This is a genomic window from Lentimicrobiaceae bacterium (assembly GCA_023227965.1).
Lineage (GTDB): Bacteria > Bacteroidota > Bacteroidia > Bacteroidales > JALOCA01 > JALOCA01.
Window position 1 is genome coordinate 42,367 of record JALOCA010000008.1, and the last position, 24,860, is coordinate 67,226.

Here is a 24,860-nt window from a genome sequence, read left to right on the forward strand (position 1 = left end):
ATATTTTTGCACCCTCAAAAAATGCGGCGTGGTAGCTCAGATGGTTAGAGCGTCGGATTCATAACCCGGAGGTCACGAGTTCAACTCTCGTCCACGCTACTTCGTTGAAAATGCCTGGTTTTTACCGGGCTTTTTTATTTATAATCATTTAATATTTTATTCAGTATCCACAGCAACAGGAAAAATCTATCCAGATTGGGTTTTGTAAGTTTTTTGGATTTCTTAAACATTCCCCCTGCCCTTTTTGTTATATTCCGCAGAATAAAGTCAATAACCTTTTATAGTTTGTATTATGGAATTAACAGAAAAATACAATATCAATACCACTGCAAAAGAAATACTTGAAAAATGGTATTATTTGATGCTTGTTGGCAGGCGGATAGACGAAAAAGCGCCCAATTACCTGAGACAGGCTTTAGGCTGGTCGTACCATGCGCCTTATGCCGGACACGACGGAATCCAGCTTGCCATCGGGCAGGTATTTGACCGCGAAACCGACCATCTTTTTCCATATTACCGCGACATGCTCACTGCACTTTCTGCCGGCATCACCGCCGAGGAAATCATCCTGAACGGACTGTCGAAAGCTACCGACATCGCCAGCGGTGGTCGTCATATGTCGAACCATTTTGCCAAACCAGAATGGCATATCCACAATGTTTCCTCTGCCACCGGGAATCATACGTTACATGCAGCCGGCGTTGCACGTGCAATGAAAAAATACAACCACAAAGGAGTTGCTATCAGTTCGCAGGGCGAATCTTCCACCTCCGAAGGATATGTGTTTGAAGCCATTAACGGGGCTTCCAACGAAAAACTACCGGTGATTTTTGTTTTCCAAGATAACGGATACGGAATATCTGTTCCGAAAAAAGACCAGACGGCTAACCACTATGCCGCCGATAATTATTCGGGTTTAAAACATTTAAGAATCATCCATTGCGATGGGAAGAATGTGTTCGACTCCATGAATGCCATGATGGAAGCCAAACGTCATGTGTTGGAAAACGGAGAACCGGTGATTGTTCATGCAAGTTGTGTACGAATCGGTTCGCATTCCAATTCCGACAAGCACGAATTGTACCGCGATGATAACGAAATTACCTGTACCACAGCAGCCGACCCTTTGCTACGTTTTCGGAAACAACTTTTGCATGCCAAACGCTTTACCGAAGAAGAACTTGCCACCATTGACAACGAAGCAAAAAACATCGTTTCGCAGGCACATAAAAAAGCCATCGCAGCACCCGACCCTTCACCAGATAGTATTTATAATTTTGTAAGTCCTGAACCATACATTTCTGTGAAATATCCCGACGGAACCCATAAGGAAACCGGCGAAAAGAAACGGCTCATTACCGCCATCAATGAAACGTTGAAGGCAGAGTTCAGGCATAACCCGGATACATTTCTCTGGGGACAGGACATTGCCAACAAGGATAAAGGCGGAATTTTCAACGTAAGCAAGGGGATGCAGCATGAATTTGGCAAAGAAAGGGTTTTTAATGCTCCTATTGCCGAAGATTTCATCGTGGGAACAGCCAATGGAATGAGCCGTTTTGATGAAAAGATACGCATTGTGGTAGAAGGAGCCGAGTTTGCCGACTATTTCTGGCCCGCAATGGAGCAACTGGTAGAGCTTTCGCACGATTACTGGCGCAGTAACGGGAAATTTTCACCCAATGTTACCGTTCGTCTTGCTTCAGGTGGGTATATCGGGGGCGGTTTATATCATTCTCAAACTATAGAAGGTGCCCTTACCACACTTCCCGGGTTGCGGGTAGTGTATCCTTCTTTTGCCGACGATGCCGCCGGGCTTTTACGTACCGCTATCCGTTCAAGAGGACCTACGGTTTTTCTCGAACCAAAGGCTTTGTACAACGACCCTTCGGCAGAGGCTGTTGTACTAAATGATTTTGAAGTGCCTTTTGGTAAAGCAAGGATTCGCAGGCAGGGTAAAGACCTTACCATCATTACATACGGAAATACTGCTCCAATGTGTTTACAGGTTGCCGACAATATTTTTGCCGATACCGGAAAAAACATTGAAGTAATAGACATCCGTTCGTTAGTTCCGCTGGATAAAGAAAGTATTCTCATTTCTGTAAAAAAGACCAACCGGGCATTGGTGGTTCACGAAGACAAGGTATTTGCAGGTTTTGGCGGGGAACTAACATCCATCATTGCTTCGGATGCCTTTGAATATCTGGATGCACCCATTAAACGAATAGGAGCCACCTATACGCCAGTGGGATTTAACCGTATCCTTGAAAAAGCCATACTCCCGGATGCCGAAAAGATTTATCTTGCTGCAAAAGAATTGCTGGAATACTGATTCACCTGAGTTCGGGATAAAACATGTTTTACTATTAACCCGTCAGTGTTTTAATATCAATAAAAAAGGGGGTTTATTTCTGGTGGATTCTCCGTCAGGGAATCAATTATTACTATAAAAAACCTTTTTATGACGTTCGAATATTATAACTGATTATTTATCATATTGCACTAAGTTTTTCCAACTCGGCATTGGTAGCTATTTTATCAAGAACCCGTTTAATGATTTTATCCAGGACACTATCTTCCCGGTAGTCAGCAGGGGCAATGTAATTGGCTCTTTCATGTTTTATTAAATCCTCGCTGATTTGCCTTGGTGACGCCTTGCCATTCTTGGCTCTTCCGTGCGGATTGAAAACGGCAATGGCAGTACCTCCCTGGTATTTTATCATTTTCATAGCGGGCACATCCGTTTCTCCGTCTCCAACATAAATGATATGTTTAAAAGGGATAGGGCGTTCGTTATCAGGAATAAATTTATTTATTACCGTATTATCGTACGAATTATGTATCCCTTTGTTGATTCTGAAAAGATATTGCGTTTTGTTAGTATAATTTATTGCCAAAGCAGGCCATTGGGCAACACCATTAACATCGTACCGGAAACCAGAAGCAAAAATATTTGTAAAATGTGATGCAATGCGTGTGCCTTTAATGAATTCGCGTAATCCGGAAGAAATAATATAATGTTCCGTATCTAACCCTTGTTCTTTTGCATAGCGGTTTATCCTGTCGAACCAGATTTCCACTCCATCAAAAAAGGAAATGTCCTTTCCATAATTTTCAAAATCACTTCTTCGTATTGGTAATTCTTTTCTTTTTGCCTCATCAAGCATTAGCTGCATATATGCCAGAATTTCGTCCATATCATTTTCTTTGGCAATATGGTTAGCTTTGCTCCAGAAACTGGCTTTATCCATACCAAGTGTAGGTATGAACGAATGTTCCTGCATATTACCCGGTGCCAGCGTACCGTCAAAATCGTATGCAATGGCTACTTTAATGCGTTTCTTCGACATAAATTTGTTTTTGTAGTTTACACGGAAAGATGCAACAATAACCTAAAAGGCAGCTTTCGGATTCAAATAACAAAAATAATAAAAAAAGAGCGAAGTTTTATCTCGCTCTTTGTCGGGGTGAGTGGATTCGAACCACCGACCACCTGGTCCCAAACCAGGTACGCTAACCGGACTGCGCTACACCCCGAACTATTTTTTAGGGTTAAAAACCCTGGCGGAGAGAGGGGGATTCGAACCCCCGGTACCCTTGTCGAGTACGACAGTTTAGCAAACTGTTGGTTTCAGCCACTCACCCATCTCTCCGGATGATTAAATTCTGAATTAAGTTCCCATAATTGGGGGTGCAAAGATAAACAATCCTGTTTTATTCCAAAATTTTTTAGTATTTGGAATCTCTAAATTTAGTTACAGCAGGTTTTCTGCCAATGAAAGATAAACTTGTTATCATTAATATTCCGACTATTAATAGTATAATAGATGCTTCAGAATTTATTTGCCCCTTTTGGAAAATGATGTAATTTTGATTGGTAATTTTAATTCATAGTTTATCGTTTAACATATTAATAATCACATTAATTTAATTAAATTTATCCATTATGGGAAAGACTTTTGCAGAAAAGATTTTAGGCGGTGAATGTGGCAGCATCGTTTTTAAAAAGCCCAATATTGTGCTTACGCACGATAATACCGCAAGTATAGCCGGAACATTTGCCAAAATGGGAGGCATAAATGTGGCTGACCCAGATCAGTTACTCATAATCCTGGATCATAATGCCCCTCCAACCAATTCAAAGTTGGCTAATGATTACCAGAAAATCAGAGATATTGTTGAAAAACAAGGAATCAAGAAATTTCACGATGTGGGTGAAGGTATCTGCCACCAGTTGATGTCGTTGTACGCTCGTCCAAACATGATCATCGTTGGAAGCGATAGCCATACCTCTACAGCAGGAGCTTTTAACGCCTATGCAGCAGGTATTGATCGTACCGAAGCTGCCGGATTGTGGAAACAAGGCGAAACCTGGTTTCGCGTACCGGAATCGGTGAAAATCACCCTAAACGGAAAACTCAGCGAAGGCGTGTATGCCAAGGACCTGGCATTGTGGATCATCGGAATGATAGGCTCCAGCGGAGCTGATTATATGTCAATCGAATACCACGGTGAAGGTGCAAAAACTTTATCGGTAGCCGATCGTATGGTTTTGTGTAATCTGGCTTCGGAAATGGGTGCCAAAAACGCCGTTTTCCCTGCCGACGAAGTTCTGGAAACACATCTTGGTGAAAAAGTCAGAGGAACCTGGGCAGACCCGGATGCCAAATATTTGAAAGAAATAGTTATCAATCTTGGAGATGTATTTCCGGTGGTAGCTGCTCCGCACCATGTTGACAATGTTAAAGCCTTGTCGGAAGTTCAGGGAACCAAATTGAACCAGGCACTTATCGGTACCTGCACCAACGGTCGTATTGAAGACCTCCGTATTGCAGCAAAAATGCTTGAAGGGGAAAAAGTCCCCAGAAACTTCCAGCTTCTCGTAATTCCTGCATCGAAAACCATTTACATGCAGGCAATGAAAGAAGGTTTGATTGAGATATTTATGAATGCCGGTGCCAGTGTGCTTGCTCCTTCCTGTGGCCCATGCCTGGGAACCGGACAAGGCATTCCGGCCGACAATACCACCATCATCTCCACTGCCAACCGTAATTTTAAAGGCAGAATGGGTAATGGTGCTGCTTCCATTTACCTTGCTTCGCCTGCAACAGTGGCAATTTCTGCCATTCATGGCGAAATCACCGACCCGAGAGGCATCGTAGCCAACGATAAATATCCTTATCATGCCGAACAGAGTAAAACTGTAGATATCAAACAAGGTGAAGACCGTTACGCCCAGGGTACATGGAATTATGCCGATGTGGACAATCTGAATACCGACCAGATGTTTGCCGGCAAATTCACTTACGAAATCAACAGTTCGGAAGCTGAAAAGATTTTGCCGTTCCTGTTTAAAGGATTCGACGACAGTTTCTCAGAAAGAGTGAAAGCCGGTGATATCCTGATGGCTGGTGCCAATTTTGGTTGTGGCAGTTCGCGCGAACATCCTGCCGTGGGACTTTCCTTTGCAGGTGTAAAAGCCGTTATCTGCAAATCGGTTAACCGTATTTTCTACCGTTCGTCCGTAAACCAGGGTCTTCCCATCATTTTGGTTCCCGAAGCCGTAGGTGCTTACAAACAAGGTGATAAAGTGGGTATTGATTTTGCCAAGGGAATTATTACCGTCGGTGGAAAACAATTTACCTTTGCTCCACTTCCTGGAAAACTGATGGAAATTTTTAATGCAAAAGGGCTTGTTAACTACGTTAAAAACAAATAATAACCATTTTTAATTTATCAATGCTCTCTGATTCATTTCGTTTCAGAGAGCATTTCTCTTTTTATGAAAAAAAACACTATTTATAAAGCAGTTACTTTCGTTGTCCTTGCAATTTTTATTGGAATTGTTTCGCTGCACTTTCCAAAATATACCGGAAGATACCTGTTTTTTTTGCTTTTTTTCCTTTTCGACCTGTATTACTGGAGCTGGTGGCGTACCTACCTGCCACAACTGGAAGCAAACTTCCGAAAATTAGTCAGTATATTATTCTGGGTACCAATAAGCCTACTGCTTGTGTTTTTCGGAGCGTCCTCCGTGTATCCTTACACTGAATGGAATATTTACATCTGGAACTATGCCCTCGGACTTATTTTTTCCTTGTATTTAGCCCGTTTTATTCCATATACATTTCTGTTTTTAAATGATATAGTAAGACTCTTTATCAAGCTGTGGCATCGAGTAGCAAAAGGCGAAAAATATTGCCCCAAACGGTTCGATCGTTGGATAACCATAGGATCGTTTTTAAACTGGCTGTTTTTTGTTACATTGGTGATGGGAATGGTTATCGGTGCATGGGTTTTCAAAGTGAAGAAAGAAACCATTTACGTTGAGAATCTTCCCAAAACATTCAACGGATGGAAAATAGTACAGATATCGGACATCCACCTGGGAAACTGGATTTACAAAGGTCAATTGGAACGGGCAGTAAAAATGATCAACGACCAGCACCCCGACCTGGTGTTGTTTACCGGCGACATGGTAAATTATTCAACCCGGGAAACCATAGGTTATGAATCTATTCTGGCAAAAATATCCGCCAAACATGGCATTTATGCCGTCCTGGGCAACCACGATTACGGAGATTACACCTCCTGGAAGTCGCCCGAAGAAAAAGCGAATAACCTATTGCAATTAAAGAAATTTTATAAAAAACTGGGATGGAAATTGCTTTGTAACCAAAACGATCTGATCATTTGCGACAGCGACAGCCTCACCATCATCGGGGTAGAAAACTGGAGCAGGCATCGCCGTTTTCAAAAACGCGGGAATTTATCTATTGCTCTTAAAGGAGTGGAAAAAGTCTCCACACAATTCCTTCTCTCACACGACCCGTCTCATTTTGATAAAGAAGTAAGCTCTCATTTCCCCAATATTGATTTAACCCTTTCGGGACACACCCACGGCATGCAGTTGGGATTATGTTTTGGCAAAAAACGAATCAGCCCGGCTGCTTTAACCGAATGCTACTGGGGTGGACTTTACCACGTAAAAAACCAATATCTGAACGTAAGTTGCGGACTTGGAACCGTTGGCTACCCAGGCAGAGTGGGAATTCTTCCGGAAATAAACGTGATAGAACTTAGGGTAAAATAACCTTTAGGCACTCCAAACCTGTCAACGCTATTCAGGCATTAACAACACGCTGTTATGGGCTGGTTTTTGTCCTCATTATTCACATAAGCACTGATACACATATATATACAACAATCCATATTGTTTACAAAAACCTAATGTTCTAACTCAACAATCCCTTCTGTTTTGTTTAATTCTTCCTTATAAATATAACCCTTTTTCTCATAACCCAAATATATATGATTATTTCCAAAAGCATAACCTATATTTATTGTTGCTTCGAACTTTCCATTGGAATCAGTATAACCTGTAACCGCATTATCAGACCAATCACCACCATTCTTTTTGCCATCAGAAACTTTAACAAAAACACTATCTATTGGTTGCTTAGTTAATTTGTCAATAACTATGACCGAAATTTTCTCGTGAGTTTTACAGGAAACCCAAAATAGTGATAGAAAAATTATTAAAATGATAAACCGTAGTGCTTTCATTGTGATATTTTTTTTATTCCTACTCATTTGGCTTTTCGGTTTTTGCCCCGTTTTTAAAATGGTTTCTGGCCTCCACTTGTTATTTTTTGTTTTTATCAGTCGGTAATGGCTGTCAAGAAGTGTCAAAGTTAAGATTTATTTTATTCTATTCTGTCTGTTTGTCGTTCCTTAAACTTGCCCATAACGGTCGAGGCTATATGCGGTAAGGGATTGCGGGCTACTTTCTTGTCCACCGACACCGAAGTTTGAGCGGGGCAGAATGCTTGAATTGCCACTGAAACCCTTATTGCTGCTACACTTTGTTATGCGGTCGGCTTTTTTATCTTCAGTTTTCATTCCTCAATTTCGATGTAAATAATTTGCCAATTTTTATGATATTTATTTTTACAATCTAAGTAATTTTTTTAATTCAGTTCTAAGTCGTTCATTTAAAAAAGATGTGAAATTCATATCTAATGGAGGAGGGTCTTTTTCACAAGCGTACCTCATTTTAACAAAATGATTGCTGTGCAATTCCAAAAAATAATCAAAACTTCCGAATTCAAACGTGCTAATTATTTTATTTAAAGTCTCTATTTCCTTATTTTCAAATTTGTCTTTTTTGTCAAGGTTATTAAGGTATTGATTTAATTGGGTTTCTAATAATTCTTTAGAATAAGAAATATGAATTTTCGGTTGAAATTCGTTTTTTATAGTTTCTTTTAACTTTCTACAAGATTCATGATTTAATAAGTCTTTTATTTCATGACATTTAGGATGATTGCCCTTGTGAAAAAACATTATTCCTTTTATTAGCAACTCCGCAGAAAAAGCATGGTGAGTGCCAACAATTACTATTTCAAAGTTTTTATACGCTACAGGGTTTTCATTAAATTTAGTTTTTGAATGTTTACTTGCAAGTTCAGCAGCAACTATAAAATATTCAGCTTGTGCATAATATTTACGTGCAACGATTTTATTATTTTCATCCATAATCATTTGTCTTATAAATTTCCTGAATTATTAAAGCTTAACAATTAAATATTTTTTCTGTTTTTAAGCTGCCGCATAGCGTCTGTATAACCCCCATATGGCGGTTATTTCGTAATTAGTTACCTTTTTTTAATGTCCAAATTTACACAAATACTGAATATCTCAAATTATCTGTTTTTTTACTTCGGCAAACGGCAAAATCAATCTTACTAAATTATGAACTGCAAAAATTTGTGCTATCCGGCAACATTATTAAATATTTTCTGATATCAGAAACCAGCCGGAAACAGTTGTTTTATTACACACTATTGCCATGTTGCGGCCAATGTTGAAAAGCATTTTAAAAATCTTTTCAAAATTTCAGACTGCTTCGGTAAAATTTCTTTAATTTCGCTTCGTTTTACGAAAAACACTTATTCAGCAATTCAATAAACGAAACACGAAATGGCAAAAGTAAAAGGAAGCATCGTTATAGATGTTGAAAAATGCAAGGGATGTGAAGTGTGCATGACTGCCTGTCCCGAAGAAGTGATTTCCATGTCGAAGCTTGTTAATGGCAAAGGATATCATTTTGCAGAACCGGTTAAGGATACCTGTACCGGTTGCACCAATTGCGCCGTTGTTTGTCCCGACGGAGTAATAACAGTTTACAGGGCAAAAATTAACGATTAAATCAACCCATAAAATACACAAGGGAATGAAAGAATTACGATTAATGAAAGGCAACGAAGCCATAGCCGAAGCGGCTATTCGCGCAGGTGCCGACGGCTATTTCGGATATCCCATTACTCCCCAGTCGGAGGTTATGGAATACCTGATGGCAGAAAAGCCCCACGAACGAACCGGTATGGTGGTTCTGCAGGCTGAAAGCGAAGTGGCATCCATCAACATGGTGTATGGTGGTGCCGCTTGTGGTAAAAAGGTGATGACATCTTCATCAAGTCCTGGCATAAGTCTTATGCAGGAAGGAATCTCGTACATTGCAGGTGCCGAACTGCCCTGCCTGGTGGTAAACGTTGTACGCGGCGGTCCCGGACTGGGAACCATCCAGCCTTCGCAGGCTGATTATTTCCAAACAGTAAAAGGTGGCGGACACGGCGATTACAAGCTCATCACCCTTGCTCCTTCATCCGTTCAGGAAATGTATGATTTTGTTAAATTAGCTTTTAATCTCGCTTTTAAATACCGCAATCCGGCAATGATACTTTCTGACGGAGCTATCGGACAGATGATGGAAAAAGTAGAACTCGACGAACAGGTTCCCCGCTTTACCCGTGAAGAAATTGAAAAAAATACCCCTTGGGCTACTTTCGGAAAACCGGCAACCCGTAGTCATAACATCATCACATCACTCGAACTGGATCCCAACAAACAGGAAAAAGTTAACCTTCGTATCCAGGCTAAATACCGCGAACTGGAAGCAAAAGAGGTGCGTTACGAAACCATACAATGCGACGACGCCGAATATATTTTCGTAGCTTACGGACTCAGTGCACGCATCTGCATGAAATCTATCGAGCTAGGCAGAGCCAAAGGCATTAAGGTTGGATTGCTCCGCCCCATCACCCTGTATCCTTATCCCTACAAAGCATTGAATCAAATGGCAGACAGGGTTAAGGGCATGCTTTCGGTAGAAATGAGTGCCGGACAAATGGTGGAAGACGTTCGCCTTGCCGTTGAAGGCAAAGTAAGAGTAGAACACTACGGAAGGTTTGGCGGAATTATCCCGACCCCTGCCGAAGTAATTGACGCATTGGAACACAAAATTATCGGAGGAAAATAAAATGGCAGATATTAATGTAGAAATTCGCAAACCAGAAAATTTAGTGTATCGCCGTACCTCGGTGCTTACCGATAATATTATGCACTACTGCCCAGGCTGCGGACACGGAACTGTGCACCGCATAATTGCCGAAGTAGTTGAAGAAATGGGTATTCAAAGCGAAACCATTGCCATTGCACCAGTAGGTTGCTCGGTTTTGGCTTATAATTATTTCGATATTGACTGCCAGGAAGCCGCTCATGGACGTGCCCCCGCACTTGCCACGGCTGTTAAAAGGCTGATGCCTGAAAAATTTGTATTTACTTACCAGGGTGATGGCGACCTTGCCGCTATCGGTACTGCCGAAACCATCCATGCCTGTAACCGCGGCGAAAACATTACCATATTTTTTGTTAACAACGGAATCTACGGTATGACCGGCGGACAAATGGCGCCCACAACCCTCGAAGGGATGAAAACCGCCACTTCGCCCTATGGGCGCGATATCCACACTATGGGAAACCCGCTTAAAATGACTGAACTGGTTGCCCAGCTTCCGGGTACTATTTATGTTACCCGCCAAAGTGTACACACTCCTGCCAATGCACGCAAAGCCAAACGTGCCGTTCGCAAAGCACTGGAAAGCCAGAAACTCGGAAAAGGTACTTCCTTCATCGAATTTGTTTCTAACTGCAACTCGGGCTGGAAACTTACACCCGTGCAAGCTAACAAATGGATGGAAGAAAATATGTTCCCCTTCTACCCGCTTGGAGACATTAAGAATACGATTGAGTAAAAAAAAGTGTTTGGTTTTAGCTTTTTAGTAAAAAAAATTCTCAAAACTCAAAACACTGTATTTGAAACTTATTAAAGAAACTTCAAACTTTAAAAAAATGACTGAAGAAATCATCATAGCCGGATTTGGCGGACAAGGAGTCCTTTCGATGGGGAAAATCCTTGCCTATTCCGGTGTAATGCAAAATAAGGAAGTAAGCTGGATGCCTTCCTACGGACCCGAAATGCGCGGCGGCACTGCAAACGTTACCGTTATCATCAGCGACGAACGCATCAGTTCCCCCTCGCTGAATGCTTTCGACACCGCCATTATCCTTAACCAGCAATCAATGGATAAATTTGAAAACAGTGTAAAACCGGGTGGCGTTCTGTTGTACGACCCTAACGGAATTACCCGTTGTCCGCAACGCAAAGACATTAATATTTATTCCATCGAAGCCTACGACGAAGCCGCAAAACAAGGCTTGCTCAAAGTCTTCAATATGATAGTGCTTGGCGGTTTCCTTAAACTGAAACCGTTGGTAGGACCGGAATACATCCGTAAAGGATTGGAAAAATCGTTGCCAAAACGCCATCATAACCTTATTCCTGAAAACGAAAAGGCTATAGAAAAAGGTAAAGAGATAATTAAACCTGTGCACCTGGTTAGTTAATCTTCGGATTTTTATTTCTGTACCACAAAACGAAGGATGTTTTCCACAGGGGGAGACATCCTTTTTTGTTTAAATAACTTTTTGTAAGTTCGTACGGGATAAATCGTAGTTAGCATCTATAAAATTAAAAAACATAAGGTAATGCAGTTAAAAGATTTTCTCGAACAAAAATACCTCGAATACAACCAGCCATCGTTCATACCAGCCGACCCCATCAGCATCCCTCATCGTTTTACACTAAAAGAAGACATCGAAATAGCCGGATTTCTCACTGCCATCATCGCATGGGGAAACCGCAAAAGCATACTCGCATCAGCCAACCGCTTGATGGAGGCTATGAAACCCTCACCTTACCAGTTTATTATCAATTACAGTCCCTCGGTTTCACAGGCAAATCAGGTGAAACACTTCGTTCACCGTACCTTCAACAGTTTCGATCTGCTTTTCTTTTTCGAATCGCTTCATAACATTTATCATCAACATGGCGGACTCGAAGCAGTGTTTTCACGCAATATAAATCCTGAAAGTATTAACGTTAAGGATACAATAACCAGCTTCAGGGATATTTTTTTCGAACTGCCACATTTACATCGTACCGAAAAACATCTTTCAAATCCCCAAACAGGTTCAGCCGCCAAACGCATCAATATGTTCCTACGCTGGATGGTACGCAAAGACCCTTATGGAGTTGACTTTGGCATCTGGAACAACATTCAGCCAAATCAGCTTTGCATTCCGCTCGATATACATTCGGGCAGGGTTGCCCGCCGCCTCGGACTCCTTAACCGTAAACAAAACGACTGGAAAGCAGTGGAAGAACTCACCGCAGAACTGAAAAAATTCGACCCCTCTGACCCGGTAAAATACGACTTCGCCCTCTTCGGAACCGGGGTATCGGAAGGTTTTTAAACGTATTTTTGCCAAAAAATAAACTATGCTTTGTATCAAACGAATCCAGACCAATCCGTATTTCAACCTTGCTGCCGAAGAATATTTTCTCAAAGAATTTACGGAAAATATTTTCATGTTGTGGCGAAACGAACCTTGTGTCATCGTCGGGAAACACCAAAATACCCTCGCTGAAATAAATCTTGATTATGTAAATGCACACCATATTCCCGTAGTACGCCGTCTGTCGGGTGGAGGGGCAGTTTTCCACGACCTGGGCAACCTGAACTTTACTTTCATTCAGAATGGCGAGCACGAAACCCTCATTGATTTCCGGAAATACACCCAACCAATCCTCGATATTTTACTCAAACTCGGCATCAATGCCCGTTTCGAAGGAAGGAACGACCTTACTATTGATGGAAAAAAATTTTCTGGTAATGCCGAACATATTTTCAAAAACCGCATCCTCCATCACGGCACCCTCCTGTTTTCATCACAAATGACCGACCTCACCGCCGCACTGAAAGTTGACCCTTCCAAATTTCAAGACAAAGCCATAAAATCTGTCCAGAGCCGGGTTACCAACATCAGCGAACACCTGCACAGTCCGTTGGATGTTTTGCAATTCAAAGAAATGGTGATGAACCATATAATGGAAATGTATCCCGAAACTTACCTCTACGAAATGACAGAAAATGATATTGCCGGAATTTCATCGCTTAAAGAAAAAAAATACAGCACCTGGAAATGGAATTTCGGTTACTCACCTAAATACAAACTTCAAAAATCTATCAAGACAACAGGTGGCAAACTCGATTTCGACCTCGATGTAAAAGACGGAATTATAATAGATATTCAAATCTTTGGAGATTTTTTTAACAAACACGACATCCTTGATGTAAGCCTGTTACTAAAAGGCATTCCCCACGAAAAAAACTTCATTCGAAGTGAACTATCAAAAATCAATTTTGAAGATTATTTCCCGCAAATTGAATCAGAAGAGTTTATCAATGGACTTTTCTGAAAACAATTTTAAAACTAAATAATATGAAGAAATCATTTTTCCAAAAAGTCTTCACACTCGGATTGATTGCTTCTATACTTTTTTCGTGCCAAAGCAACAATAAGCCCTATAACAAACCAAGTACTCGTAATTTACAGGCAATAGAATATGCTCTTTCCGAATTTAGCAACACACTTGCCAATGAAGAAATCAGATTTGACAATATTGACTCAATCCTGATTCATTTCATCGAACATAACGATGTCATTTTTGGTTCAGCCTTTGGATTTATTCCTACCAAAAAACCCGATGGAAGTGATTCTCTTTGTGCCCGATACGCCTACCGGAAAAATGGGAAAATCGTCAGCATTGGTCTTCCGGCAAATTACGATTATCCTAATGACGACTGGTATGCAGTACCTATGAAAAAGTCACGGGCTTATTGGACAAAGCCCTACTACGATAGCGGAGCAGCAAAAATCTGGATGATGTCGTGTGCAATACCTATTTACAATAATATTGAAAAAAAAATTATCGGTGTAGTTACCGCCGACTTGTCGCTCGAAAAGTAAAAACCTGATGAAAAACCAGAAAAAGGCTTATATTTTTGCTTTTATGTCAGTTGCATGCTGGGCAACCGTGGGTTCAGCTTTTAAAATTACCCTGCGATACGCCGACACTTACCAGTTAGTAACTTACTCATCATTTGTTGCAATGTTGGTATTGCTACTTTGGTTAAGCATACAAAAGAATGGTTTTTCCAGGATTTTAAAAACTACAAAGAAGCAAATACTCCGTTCTGCTTTTCTCGGCTTTTTGAATCCTTTTCTTTATTATTTAATCCTTTTTAAGGCATATTCGCTTCTGCTAGCCCAGGAAGCTGTAGCATTGAATTATTTATGGCCAATCATGCTTGTTTTACTTTCGATACCATTACTCAAACAACGTATCGGAATAAAAAATGTAATGGCATTATTGGTAAGTTTTTCCGGAACTTTGCTTATTGCTACTGGAGGGAAATTGCGGGAAATGCATTTTTCTGAACCGGTCGGAGTAAGTCTCGCCCTGTTAAGCACTATAATCTGGGCTTTATATTGGATAATGAATATGAAAGATACCAGAGATGAACTTCCAAAACTCTTCTGGAATTTCCTTTTTGGTTTTGTTTACAGTGTAATTACGCTGTTATTATTTTCAAAATTTCAGCCAGATAATATCAAGGCAATTACGGGTATGGTTTACATTGGCTTATTCGAAATGGGGATCACCTTTGTATTATGGCTAAAAGCATTAAAATATTCAGTAACCACAGCAAAAGTGAGTAACCTTATATACCTCTCGCCCTTTTTATCGCTGATAATAGTGCATTTTGCAGTTGGAGAACCAATACTTCCATCAACATTAGCTGGACTTGGGCTAATAATAAGTGGAATACTTTTTCAACAATATGTTAGTGCTAAAAATACTTAGCAATAGTTGAAAGTAAATCTCCCGGACGAATGGGTTTTGACAGGTAATTATCACAACCTGCTTCTAAACTCAACTCGCGTTCACCAAGCATAGCATAAGCTGTTTGAGAAATTATTGGCAAATTAGGTTTCATTACTTTAATCTTCCGGGTAGCTTCGTATCCATTCATCACCGGCATCTGAATATCCATCAAAACAAGGTCAATATCAGAATTATTCAAACAAATGTCCACTGCCTCCTGACCGTCTTTTGCCCAAATCAGATTTGCTTCGGTTTTGCGAAGTACGGCTTCAGCAAACTGGTAATTCGACGGCACATCTTCTGCAATCAGGATGGTCTTCCCTTTCCAGTTGTAAATGGAAGCTTTATCTGTTTTTTCATTTCTTTCTTTCTCTGTTACTGAAGTATCGTGGGATTTATCGTAAGGGAGAGTGAAATAAAAATCGGAACCCTTTCCAACTTCCGACTGCACCCAGATATCTCCACCCATTAGCTTTAAAAGGTTTTTTGATATAGTAAGCCCTAATCCAGTACCACCAAATTTCCGGGTAAAAGAGTCGTCAGCCTGCCGGAACCGGTCGAAAATCACCTCCCGGCTCTCTTTTGCAATTCCTATCCCGGTATCTTTAACAAAGAATTGGATTATATTATTCTGCAAAGTATATCCAAATTCTATTTTTCCTGAATCAGTAAATTTCATTGCATTACCAATCAGGTTTGTATAAACCTGCCTCAGACGCAAGGCATCAGTGTGAATAGTGAAACCGGAAATATCATTTGCTTTGGAAAGAATAATTTCAACTTTGGAATTTTGGTTTTTATTTTTAAAATATTCAAACAACTGATTTAGCATCAAATTGAGCTGGCAAGGCGATTTTGAAATTTGTATTTCACCGGCTTCTATTTTGGCAATATCAATAATATCGTTGATAAGATTGAGCAACACATTCCCATTTTCACTTATCAGCCGAATATATTCCTCTTTTTCATCCTGTTGCAAATTGGCTTCCGAGAGCAGTGAAGAAAAGCCAATAATGGCATTCATAGGGGTTCGGATTTCGTGCGACATATTGGAAAGAAAAGCCGTCTTTAATTTATCCGATTCTTCCGAACGCATTTTTTCTTTCAGCAAAGCCAAATGGTCCTTTTTACTCTGGGTTATATTACGTACAATAGTTAAAAATTCATGTTCGGAAAGCATGACATGCCTTGATTCATAATATTTTTTTTCATTATTTATAAACAACTCATATTCAAACGTATGTATTGACCGGCTTCGGGAACATATCTTCATAGCATTTTGCACTTCTGAAAAGATAGAACCTCCCAGAATATCCCTTATATGCTTACCCTTGGCAGAGCCAGTGGTAATAAAAAATTCTTTCTGACTATTCAAATAATAGTCAAGAATATAGCCATCTGAATTATAAATAAACATTACATCGGGAATTGCCCGAAGTATAGCCTGTATGCGTTTATTAGAGTCAATGATTTCGTTTTCGGCTTTTTTTCTTTCAATGGATAATGCTACCTGGTTGGAAACATACTGAAGCATTTCAAGGTCATCTTCGGTATAAGCATTTTCATCAGTATAGCTTTGAACTACAAGAGCTCCAATTGGAGTATCTTTTGTTTTCAGTGGCACTCCCAGCCATACTTTACTTGGTGTTCCTACTAACTCAATATGACCATCACATTCAAGTTCATCTATTTTTTTTTCGTCAGCAAGAATCGGAATATCGTTTTTAATAACATAAGCTGTCAAAGTTTTTCCTGCTGGAAAAACTTGAAAAGTATCTTTAATATCAACAATATATGGAAGCGATAACTCATCTTTTTCCTTGTTATATAGCGCAATAAAAAAATTTGTTGTATCTATTATTTCGGAAAGTGCAGACTTGATCACCTGAAATAATTCGTTTAAATCGTAGGTAATATTAACTGCCTGAGCAATTTGGTAAGCAATAGTCTGAATTTTTTCAACCCTGTTTCTTTTTTTCTTTTCGGCTGCTTTAAATAAAATTGACTTTATTGCGATGGGGATACGCATATAATGTCTCTGCGATTTGATTATATAGTCGTCGAGTCCTTCTTTCATTGCTTCAACTGCAATTTCTTCGCCGGCAGAACCGGTAAACATAATAACCGGTTGTAACGGATTTTTCTTTTTTATAGCCCGGGTAACTTCTATGCCATTTGTCCACCTGAGCATGTAATCTGTAATAACCACATCATAATTCAGTTTCTCCAAAGCCAAGGAAAACTCTTCGTTGTTAATAACTTCAATGGGCTCTATTTCAAATTCTTTTTTGAGTTCCCTAATAATTAAAAATCTGTCGTCGGGGTTATCGTCAACGATGAGAATACGAATTTTATCAGACATTTTATTAAATTAGATTTTATTGTAATAGATTACAAAAATATACAATTTTTTTTGTCAAGTACATTATTTTTTTAAACATAAACGAAACGTACTTCCCTTGCCTATCTCTGATTCCACTTCAATCCGGGCATTGATGCGTTCGGTTGCTTTTTTTACAATTGACAGACCTATTCCTATACCTGGGTAAGATTCAATGCCATGCAAGCGTTCGAATGCTTCAAAAATTAGTTTGAGCTTCGGTGACGGTATTCCTATCCCATTGTCTTTTACACTATAATAAACATATTCAGAAGTTTCTGAAGTAAATATTTCAACCTTTGGTTTTTTGCCCTTTTCAACAAATTTTACAGCATTCGACAGCAAATTGGAAATAATCTGTATCAGTACATCGTGGTCGGAAATTACTACAGACATAGGGCAAATTATATTTATTTCAGCATTTTCACTTATAGCACCTTCGAAGTAGTGTTTGACAATTTCTTTAGAAATTTTTTCAAGATTCAAGGTATGCATTCTGACATCGGAGTTACTAATTCTACTAAAATTAAGCAAACTATTAATCATAGTATCTTGATAGACCGCAGCGTTATCTATTCTTAAAATATATTTTTGACCAAGCTCGGGAATATTTTTATAAAAATCTTCTTTCATAGCTTTTATATACCCCTGTATCACCCTGTTTGATGCAACAAGTTCATGAGAAATGTTCAGTGCAAATCTTTCAAATTCTTTGCTTTTTTCTTCCAATTGCAAAGAGCGTTCTTTTAATTTTGTTTCCAATAACTTATTGTATTCGTTCAGTTTATCTTCGTATTGTTTTCTATCATTTTCTCTTTCAGTTATATCTTCTATAATCAAAACAGAACCAATTAATTGATTATTTTTTGTAAATACAGGACTACCGTTCAATTTAAAAAAAATGATTTTTTGTTTATTTGAAATATATTTCCCCTCAAGATATACTTCTTCCCCCGAAACAACTTGCGAAATAGCTTTATTTATATTATTATCTCTTATTAATTTTATAGGATTTTTTTCCTTGTAGTCCCTCTCACCTGCATCTAATATTTCATACATGCGCTTGTTAATTTCTACAATTTTTCCCTCATTATCAAGAAGAACCATGCCCATGGGAGAATTGTAAAAAAGCATCTTGATATTAACAAGTTGTTGAAGATTTATGCGTTTAAGTTTTTTATGTACATTATTTTGTATTGACTTCATCTATAGTTTTACATTTAATTGATTTTCAAAATTACAAATTGTTTATAATGTATCTTTGCAAAATGAAAAAAAAGATTGCTTTCCATACTTTTGGGTGTAAATTAAATTTTTCGGAAACTTCTTCCATATTAAGACAATTTATTGAAAAAGATTACCATGTGGTTGATATGTCTGAAGTCGCCGATATTTATGTGATTAATACCTGTACTGTAACAGATAATGCTGAAAAAAAATGTATTACGGCAATTAAACAAGCTAAAAAACGTAATCCGGATGCAAGAATAGCAGTTATAGGTTGTTTTTCTCAGGTTAACGCTTCCGAAATTGCCAACATCGGGGGCGTAGATATCATCATGGGTAATGTTGACAAATTTGATTTACAACAAAAAATAGAAGAATTAGGAGAACCGCATTCTCCTGAAATTTATAATCAGAGTATCAATAAAGAAACCAAATTTATTCCTTCTTTTTCGGCAAATGACCGTACTCGTTCGTTTTTTAAAGTACAGGATGGATGCGATTATTTTTGCACTTATTGTGCCATCCCCCATGCCCGTGGAAGAAGCAGGAGCGATACGATTAAAAACACCGTGGAAACTGCTAAGGCAATTGCAGCAAAAGGAATAAAAGAAATTGTACTTACCGGGATCAATCTGGGCGAATTTGGAAAAAATAACGACGAAAACCTGCTGATGCTCATTAAAGAACTCGAAAAAATAAAAAATATCCAACGCATCCGGATATCCTCCATTGAACCCAATTTGATCAACGAAAAATTGATCGAATTTATGTCTCATTCACAAACGTTTTTGCCACATTTTCACATTCCGCTGCAATCTGGCTCTAATACAGTGTTGAAAGCAATGAACAGAAAATATACAAGAGAATTATTTGCCGATAAAGTAGAAAAAATTAGAAAACTTATACCACATTGCTGTATTGCTTGTGATATAATAGTCGGTTTTCCGGGTGAAACTGACGCCCATTTTACCGAAACTTCTGATTTTTTAAAGCAAACACCCATTTCATACGCACATGTTTTTTCTTATTCAGAAAGGAAACATACTGCATCCCAGCATATTTTTCCTAAAATACCCGCAAAAACTATTAAAGAGCGTAGCAAATCTCTTCATTTATTTTCGGAGGAGAAGAAAATGGAATTTTACAGGCAAAATATTGGATACGAAGCCCGTGTTTTGTGGGAAAGTGATACTGAAAATGGCTTCATGTACGGCTTTAGTGATAACTATCTCAGGGTAAAAACAAAATTTAATCCTATTTTGATTAATGAAATTAATAACATACATTTGACAATCATTGATTCTGATGGAATTTTTATCTGGAATCAGGAGTAACGACTCTGCTTTTCAATAAAAAAAATGAAAGAAAAATCCTCAGTAAAAGAATCACTTACTCAATAATTTTATCTATATAGTCTGATGGAATATCTTGAAAAATTATGCCAGGAAGTTATACTGATTAGCAAAGAAGCCGGTAGCTATATTTTATCTGAAAAGCAGAATATTAATCAAAATTCTATTGAAAAAAAAGGGATTAACGACCTGGTAACCTTTGTGGACAAAACATCGGAAAAAAAGATAAAGCAAAAGCTAACATTATTGCTGCCCAAAGCAGGAATAATTGCAGAAGAATCAGCTTCCGAAGCTGAATTAAACACGAAATATACCTGGCTGATTGACCCCCTTGATGGAACAACCAACTTTGTACATGGAGTTCCTTTTTACTCGGTGAGTATAGCCTTAGCCTGCCAAAACGAAATTGTTTTAGGGGTGGTGTACGAGCCCAACCGCAACGAATGTTTTTATTCATGGAAAGGAGCCCCGGCTTTTTTAAACGATAATGTAATCCGAATTTCTCCTACTAAAAAACTGGCTGAGGCGTTGATAGGCACGGGTTTTCCCTACTCCGACTTTTCCGTTTTACCCCAATATCTTAACGTATTTACCTATCTTTTACAACATTCAAGAGGCATTAGGCGCCCGGGTTCGGCAGCCGTTGATCTTGCTTATGTAGCTTGCGGACGCTTCGATGCATTTTTTGAATACGGACTACATCCCTGGGATGTTGCAGCCGGTGCATTCCTGGTACAGCAGGCAGGCGGTACTGCCGGTACATTCAACAATACCTGCAATTACATTTTTGGTAAAGAAATTATCGCAGCTAACTCATTTATTTTTAATGAATTGCTGACTGTTTTTGGAAAAAAATATTTTATATAAATTTATTCCAATATTTTTAATGAATAAGATAAGACTATTAATTGCATTATTTTTATTTACTTGTTGTATAAATGCATCGCTTTTAGCTCAGGTTTCGATAAAAACAGGAAGAACAAAAGTTGTTTATATATTTGATATAAAAAAAGAAATAGCTCCGCCAGTTGTACGCAGTACACAAAAAGCATTCAGAGATGCAGTACAATTAAATGCAGATATTATTTTAATTTATTTAAATACATATGGTGGATTGTTAGATGCAGCCGATTCCATCCGTACGATGATACTGCGTTCAAAAAAGCCTGTTTATGTATTTATAAATCACAATGCCGCTTCAGCCGGAGCACTAATTTCGCTTGCATGCGACAGTATTTATATGAGCCCTGGCGCCAATATTGGTGCTGCTACTGTTGTTGACCAGGAAGGCAGACCGTTACCTGACAAATACCAATCGTACATGCGTTCGCTAATGCGTAGTACTGCAGAAGTTAATGGGCGTAATCCACAGATAGCCCAAGCGATGGTTGACCCCAGAATAAAAATTCCGGGAGTTACCGATTCGGGGCAGGTGGTAACATTTACAACCTCGGAAGCCATTAAAAATAATTTTTGCGAAGGAGAAGCCTCTTCTGTTGATGAAGTGCTTAAATTGGCAGGAATTTCTAACTATAAAATTATAAAACAACACCTTAGCCTTATAGACCGATTGATTGGATTTTTAATTAATCCCTTCGTAAGCGGAATACTCATCATGCTGATAATTGGAGGAATATATTTTGAACTACAAATACCGGGCATTGGATTTGCATTGTTGGTCGCAATAGTTGGGGCATTGTTATATTTTGCCCCACTTTATCTCGAGGGCTTGGCTACCCATTGGGAAATACTTATTTTTATAGGAGGATTAATACTTTTATGCCTCGAAATTTTTGTTATACCCGGATTTGGTGTTGCCGGAATTAGTGGAATAGCATTGATAATAGCAGGTCTTACACTTAGTATGGTAGGCAATAGGGGATTCGATTTTACCCAATTTTCAATTCTTACACTCATAAAGCCCGTTTTTATTGTAGTTATTGCTTTATTCCTTTCCATACTCGGGTCTATTTTACTCAGTAAAAAAATTTTTACCAATAATACTCGCCTTAAAAGCCTTGCATTAAATACAATACAAAAAAAGGAAATGGGATTCAGCGTTTCTGATCCACAAAAAATCAACCTGATTGGAAAAACGGGGACAGCAAAAACCATTTTACGACCTTCCGGAAAAATTGAAGTTGAAGGAGATGTGTATGATGCGTCTGCCGAAATCTCTTATATTGAAAGTGGTGAAAAAATCATTGTGATTAAATACGAATCAGCACAACTTTTTGTCAGGAAATTATAATTTTGCACACATTTTGACCTAAAATAGCCCGATATTAATGAAATATACCGTTTTAGTTTGTTTATTACACATATTTTCTATTACATATGTTTGGGCACAGTCTTCTTCTATAAAGATTGCACAAGCAAAACGGACAGCACAACCGCCAAAAATTGATGGTAATCTTTCCGATTCAGTATGGAACAGTGCGCCTGTAATTAATCAATTTATACAGAACGACCCGGACTTTAATACTCCTTCCACCTTTCCTACTGAGGTGCGTATTCTTTTTGATGATTACGCCATATACGTGGGAGCAATGCTGTATGATACCCATCCCGATAGTATTTTAATGCAACTTGGCGAACGCGACGACGAAAATGTGAATGCAGATAAGTTTGGAATTGCATTTGATACGTATCATAACCATCTGGATGCTTACACTTTTTTGGTTACAGCCTGCGGAGTGCAAATTGATTACAGGCAATCGGACAATACTTTCGATGCGGTATGGGAAAGCAAAACACAAACAACAAAAAACGGATGGATAGCTGAATTGAAAATACCCTATTCTGCACTACGTTTTCCGATGGTTCCCAACCAGGAATGGGGCTTACAAGTATACAGGGGAGTACGCCGGTATCGGGAATTGGATCAATGGGCGCTCGAACAAAAAGGATCAAATAACACACTTATTTACTGGGGCACTATCTCAGGAATAGAAAATATTCAGGTTCCTTTGCGGCTTTCCGTTACTCCCTACTTTTCTTTGTATGGAGAGCATTACCCATACAATATCAAAGGGAAAAACAATTACTCGACTTCATTTAACGGGGGAATAGACTTGAAATTAGGCCTGGACGAAAGCTTTACTCTCGACATAACTCTTTTGCCAGATTTCAGCCAGGTACAATCGGATAATGAAATTAAAAACCTTACGGCTTTCGAAACTGAGTACCCCGAACAACGTCCCTTTTTCAAGGAAGCTGTTGACCTGTTTCAAAAAGGCGGGTTATTTTATTCACGAAGAATAGGAGAAAGACCGTCTGGATTTTACGAAGTGGAAAATCAACTGAAAAAAGGGGAGTATATAACTGAAAATCCGTCGAAGGCAGAATTGGTAAACGCCACTAAAATTTCAGGCAGAAATAAAAATGGACTTGCTATCGGTATTTTCAATGCAATGACAGAAAATACTTATGCCAAAGTTACCGATTCGCTTACCGGAAAAACCCGCAAAGTATTGACAGAGCCTTTTGCCAACTACAACATCGTTGTTTTTGATCAGGCAATGAAAAACCATTCTTCATTTTATCTTGTTAATACAAATGTTATCAGATACAAAGGTGGCGATGATGCCAATGTTACTGCAGGAGGTCTTACCCTGAACGATAAAAAAAGCATATACCAATTGCAATTATATAGTGCGTTAAGTCAAAATTTTACAGAAACAGACACTTCTAACAATGTATTTATTGATAAACTTGGGGCTAAATACAGCGCCGGTATTTCAAAAACAAGAGGCAATTTTAAATTTAATGTATCCGAAACGGTCATTGACCAATATTTCGAAATTAATGATATGGGACTGCTGTTTCGCAATAACGAAAAGTTGTTCTATGCCGACGCATCCTATTCCATCTACAAACCATTCTGGATTGTAAAAGACATTACCAACTCCTTATCCTACGATTATATTACCAATTATCTAAGCGGGAAAATACGACTATCGCGATTGCAGTACCAACTTGACGGTACATTTACTAACTATCTGAGTTTTTGGTCAGGAACAAATACCATGCTGAACGAATGTTACGACTATCAGGAGCCCCGTACAAATGGAAGATATTATATCTCACCTAAATACAATAGCGCATGGATAGGATTTTCTTCTGATTACCGAAAGCCATTTGCTTTAGACTGGAGTTTTACTATTACAGAAGCCCCACGCGACAATTTTATTTCATATTATTCTGAAATTACTCCTATTTTCAGGATAAACGACCACCTTTCGTTCGACCATACTTTCAGTTCCGATTTTCAATACAACGATATCGGATTTGTAAATAACGACAGCCTGATAATTTTCGGAAGACGAGATATTACCACCATTAATAATACATTAACAGGGAAATATATGTTTAATAACAAAGCTTCATTGTCGTTGCGGGTTCGGCATTATTGGTCGAAAGGCGAATACAATAAATATTTTGCCCTCAAAGATGATGGAACACTTGTTCTTAACTCCATTTACAATGATGAAAATGATTTTAATTTCAACGCTTTCAATATTGACCTTGTTTATGGTTGGTGGTTTGCGCCTGGCAGTATTATCAATATTGTCTGGAAAAACGCTATCATAAATGAAGAAACTGCTATTGAAAATAAATATTTCACCAATTTAAAAAATACTTGGGAACAACCCCAGGCAAATAGCCTGGCATTTAAAATACTTTACTATTTCGATTATCAAAATATTAAAAAATCAAAAAAAAGAAATACCACAACATAAACCTATCAAAGCCGTTATAATTT

The 24,860-nt window shown here is 38.7% G+C and carries 20 protein-coding genes and 3 tRNA genes; 16 read left to right on the forward strand and 7 right to left on the reverse strand.

Translation table 11 applies throughout. The annotated features are described in order from the left end of the window. Positions 1-25 precede the first annotated feature (25 nt). Positions 26-99, forward strand: a tRNA-Met gene (locus M0R21_04285). Between the two features lie 193 nt (positions 100-292). Continuing rightward, positions 293-2,335 carry a thiamine pyrophosphate-dependent enzyme gene (locus M0R21_04290; GenBank protein ID MCK9617035.1) on the forward strand — a complete coding sequence of 681 codons (2,043 nt, stop codon included), beginning with the start codon at positions 293-295 and terminating at the stop codon, positions 2,333-2,335. Positions 2,336-2,495: 160 nt separating this feature from the next. Here M0R21_04290 and M0R21_04295 read toward each other — a convergent pair whose 3' ends face one another. The 3 genes from M0R21_04295 to M0R21_04305 form a co-directional block, all read right to left on the reverse strand. Further along, positions 2,496-3,353 carry a haloacid dehalogenase-like hydrolase gene (locus M0R21_04295; GenBank protein ID MCK9617036.1) on the reverse strand — a complete coding sequence of 286 codons (858 nt, stop codon included), beginning with the start codon at positions 3,351-3,353 and terminating at the stop codon, positions 2,496-2,498. A 112-nt stretch (positions 3,354-3,465) separates the two neighbouring features. After that, positions 3,466-3,540, reverse strand: a tRNA-Pro gene (locus M0R21_04300). Between the two features lie 25 nt (positions 3,541-3,565). Then, positions 3,566-3,656, reverse strand: a tRNA-Ser gene (locus M0R21_04305). Between the two features lie 293 nt (positions 3,657-3,949). Between M0R21_04305 and M0R21_04310 the strand changes: the two genes are divergently transcribed. Next, entirely contained in the window at positions 3,950-5,722 is a 1,773-nt protein-coding gene (locus M0R21_04310) for a 3-isopropylmalate dehydratase/homoaconitate hydratase family large subunit (GenBank protein ID MCK9617037.1), read from the forward strand. A 63-nt stretch (positions 5,723-5,785) separates the two neighbouring features. Next, a complete protein-coding gene (locus M0R21_04315; GenBank protein MCK9617038.1) occupies positions 5,786-7,096 on the forward strand; it encodes a metallophosphoesterase in 1,311 nt (436 codons plus the stop codon). Between the two features lie 134 nt (positions 7,097-7,230). Here M0R21_04315 and M0R21_04320 read toward each other — a convergent pair whose 3' ends face one another. Both M0R21_04320 and M0R21_04325 read right to left on the reverse strand, forming a co-directional pair. Continuing rightward, on the reverse strand, positions 7,231-7,569 hold the full coding sequence (locus M0R21_04320; protein MCK9617039.1) for a hypothetical protein: 339 nt from the start codon (positions 7,567-7,569) through the stop codon (positions 7,231-7,233). 384 nt (positions 7,570-7,953) lie between these two features. Continuing rightward, complete coding sequence (locus M0R21_04325) at positions 7,954-8,541, reverse strand: hypothetical protein (GenBank protein ID MCK9617040.1); 588 nt, start codon at positions 8,539-8,541, stop codon at positions 7,954-7,956. Between the two features lie 444 nt (positions 8,542-8,985). Between M0R21_04325 and M0R21_04330 the strand changes: the two genes are divergently transcribed. The 8 genes from M0R21_04330 to M0R21_04365 all read left to right on the forward strand — a co-directional run bounded on the left by M0R21_04330 (position 8,986) and on the right by M0R21_04365 (position 15,115). After that, positions 8,986-9,213: a 4Fe-4S binding protein gene (locus M0R21_04330; protein MCK9617041.1), complete on the forward strand. Its 228-nt coding sequence runs from the start codon at positions 8,986-8,988 to the stop codon at positions 9,211-9,213. A 25-nt stretch (positions 9,214-9,238) separates the two neighbouring features. Beyond that, entirely contained in the window at positions 9,239-10,324 is a 1,086-nt protein-coding gene (locus M0R21_04335; GenBank protein ID MCK9617042.1) for a 3-methyl-2-oxobutanoate dehydrogenase subunit VorB, read from the forward strand. 1 nt (position 10,325) lies between these two features. Then, a complete protein-coding gene (locus M0R21_04340) occupies positions 10,326-11,099 on the forward strand; it encodes a thiamine pyrophosphate-dependent enzyme (GenBank protein ID MCK9617043.1) in 774 nt (257 codons plus the stop codon). Between the two features lie 97 nt (positions 11,100-11,196). Further along, entirely contained in the window at positions 11,197-11,751 is a 555-nt protein-coding gene (locus M0R21_04345; GenBank protein MCK9617044.1) for a 2-oxoacid:acceptor oxidoreductase family protein, read from the forward strand. A gap of 141 nt (positions 11,752-11,892) precedes the next feature. Continuing rightward, complete coding sequence (locus M0R21_04350; protein MCK9617045.1) at positions 11,893-12,660, forward strand: TIGR02757 family protein; 768 nt, start codon at positions 11,893-11,895, stop codon at positions 12,658-12,660. A 25-nt stretch (positions 12,661-12,685) separates the two neighbouring features. Next, positions 12,686-13,666 (forward strand): lipoate--protein ligase, encoded by a 981-nt coding sequence (locus M0R21_04355; GenBank protein ID MCK9617046.1) that lies wholly within the window; start codon positions 12,686-12,688, stop codon positions 13,664-13,666. Between the two features lie 23 nt (positions 13,667-13,689). Next, positions 13,690-14,217: a cache domain-containing protein gene (locus M0R21_04360; protein ID MCK9617047.1), complete on the forward strand. Its 528-nt coding sequence runs from the start codon at positions 13,690-13,692 to the stop codon at positions 14,215-14,217. Positions 14,218-14,224: 7 nt separating this feature from the next. Next, the gene (locus M0R21_04365; protein ID MCK9617048.1) at positions 14,225-15,115 is read left to right on the forward strand and encodes a DMT family transporter; all 891 of its coding nucleotides are present in this window, start codon (positions 14,225-14,227) and stop codon (positions 15,113-15,115) included. Here M0R21_04365 and M0R21_04370 read toward each other — a convergent pair. Both M0R21_04370 and M0R21_04375 read right to left on the reverse strand, forming a co-directional pair. Further along, positions 15,102-17,498, reverse strand: a complete 2,397-nt coding sequence (locus M0R21_04370; GenBank protein MCK9617049.1) for a response regulator — start codon at positions 17,496-17,498, stop codon at positions 15,102-15,104. The genes M0R21_04365 and M0R21_04370 overlap by 14 nt on opposite strands. A 63-nt stretch (positions 17,499-17,561) precedes the next feature. Beyond that, the gene (locus M0R21_04375; GenBank protein MCK9617050.1) at positions 17,562-18,722 is read right to left on the reverse strand and encodes a PAS domain-containing sensor histidine kinase; all 1,161 of its coding nucleotides are present in this window, start codon (positions 18,720-18,722) and stop codon (positions 17,562-17,564) included. Positions 18,723-18,784: 62 nt separating this feature from the next. Here M0R21_04375 and mtaB point away from each other — a divergent pair, with 62 nt between their 5' ends. The 4 genes from mtaB to M0R21_04395 all read left to right on the forward strand — a co-directional run bounded on the left by mtaB (position 18,785) and on the right by M0R21_04395 (position 24,837). Then, the gene (mtaB, locus tag M0R21_04380; GenBank protein MCK9617051.1) at positions 18,785-20,077 is read left to right on the forward strand and encodes a tRNA (N(6)-L-threonylcarbamoyladenosine(37)-C(2))-methylthiotransferase MtaB; all 1,293 of its coding nucleotides are present in this window, start codon (positions 18,785-18,787) and stop codon (positions 20,075-20,077) included. 84 nt (positions 20,078-20,161) lie between these two features. Further along, positions 20,162-20,962, forward strand: a complete 801-nt coding sequence (locus M0R21_04385; protein MCK9617052.1) for an inositol monophosphatase — start codon at positions 20,162-20,164, stop codon at positions 20,960-20,962. 19 nt (positions 20,963-20,981) lie between these two features. Next, positions 20,982-22,346, forward strand: coding sequence for an ATP-dependent Clp protease proteolytic subunit (locus tag M0R21_04390; GenBank protein MCK9617053.1), 1,365 nt, complete (start codon positions 20,982-20,984; stop codon positions 22,344-22,346). A 37-nt stretch (positions 22,347-22,383) separates the two neighbouring features. Beyond that, entirely contained in the window at positions 22,384-24,837 is a 2,454-nt protein-coding gene (locus tag M0R21_04395; protein MCK9617054.1) for a carbohydrate binding family 9 domain-containing protein, read from the forward strand. The last annotated feature ends 23 nt before the right edge of the window (positions 24,838-24,860 follow it).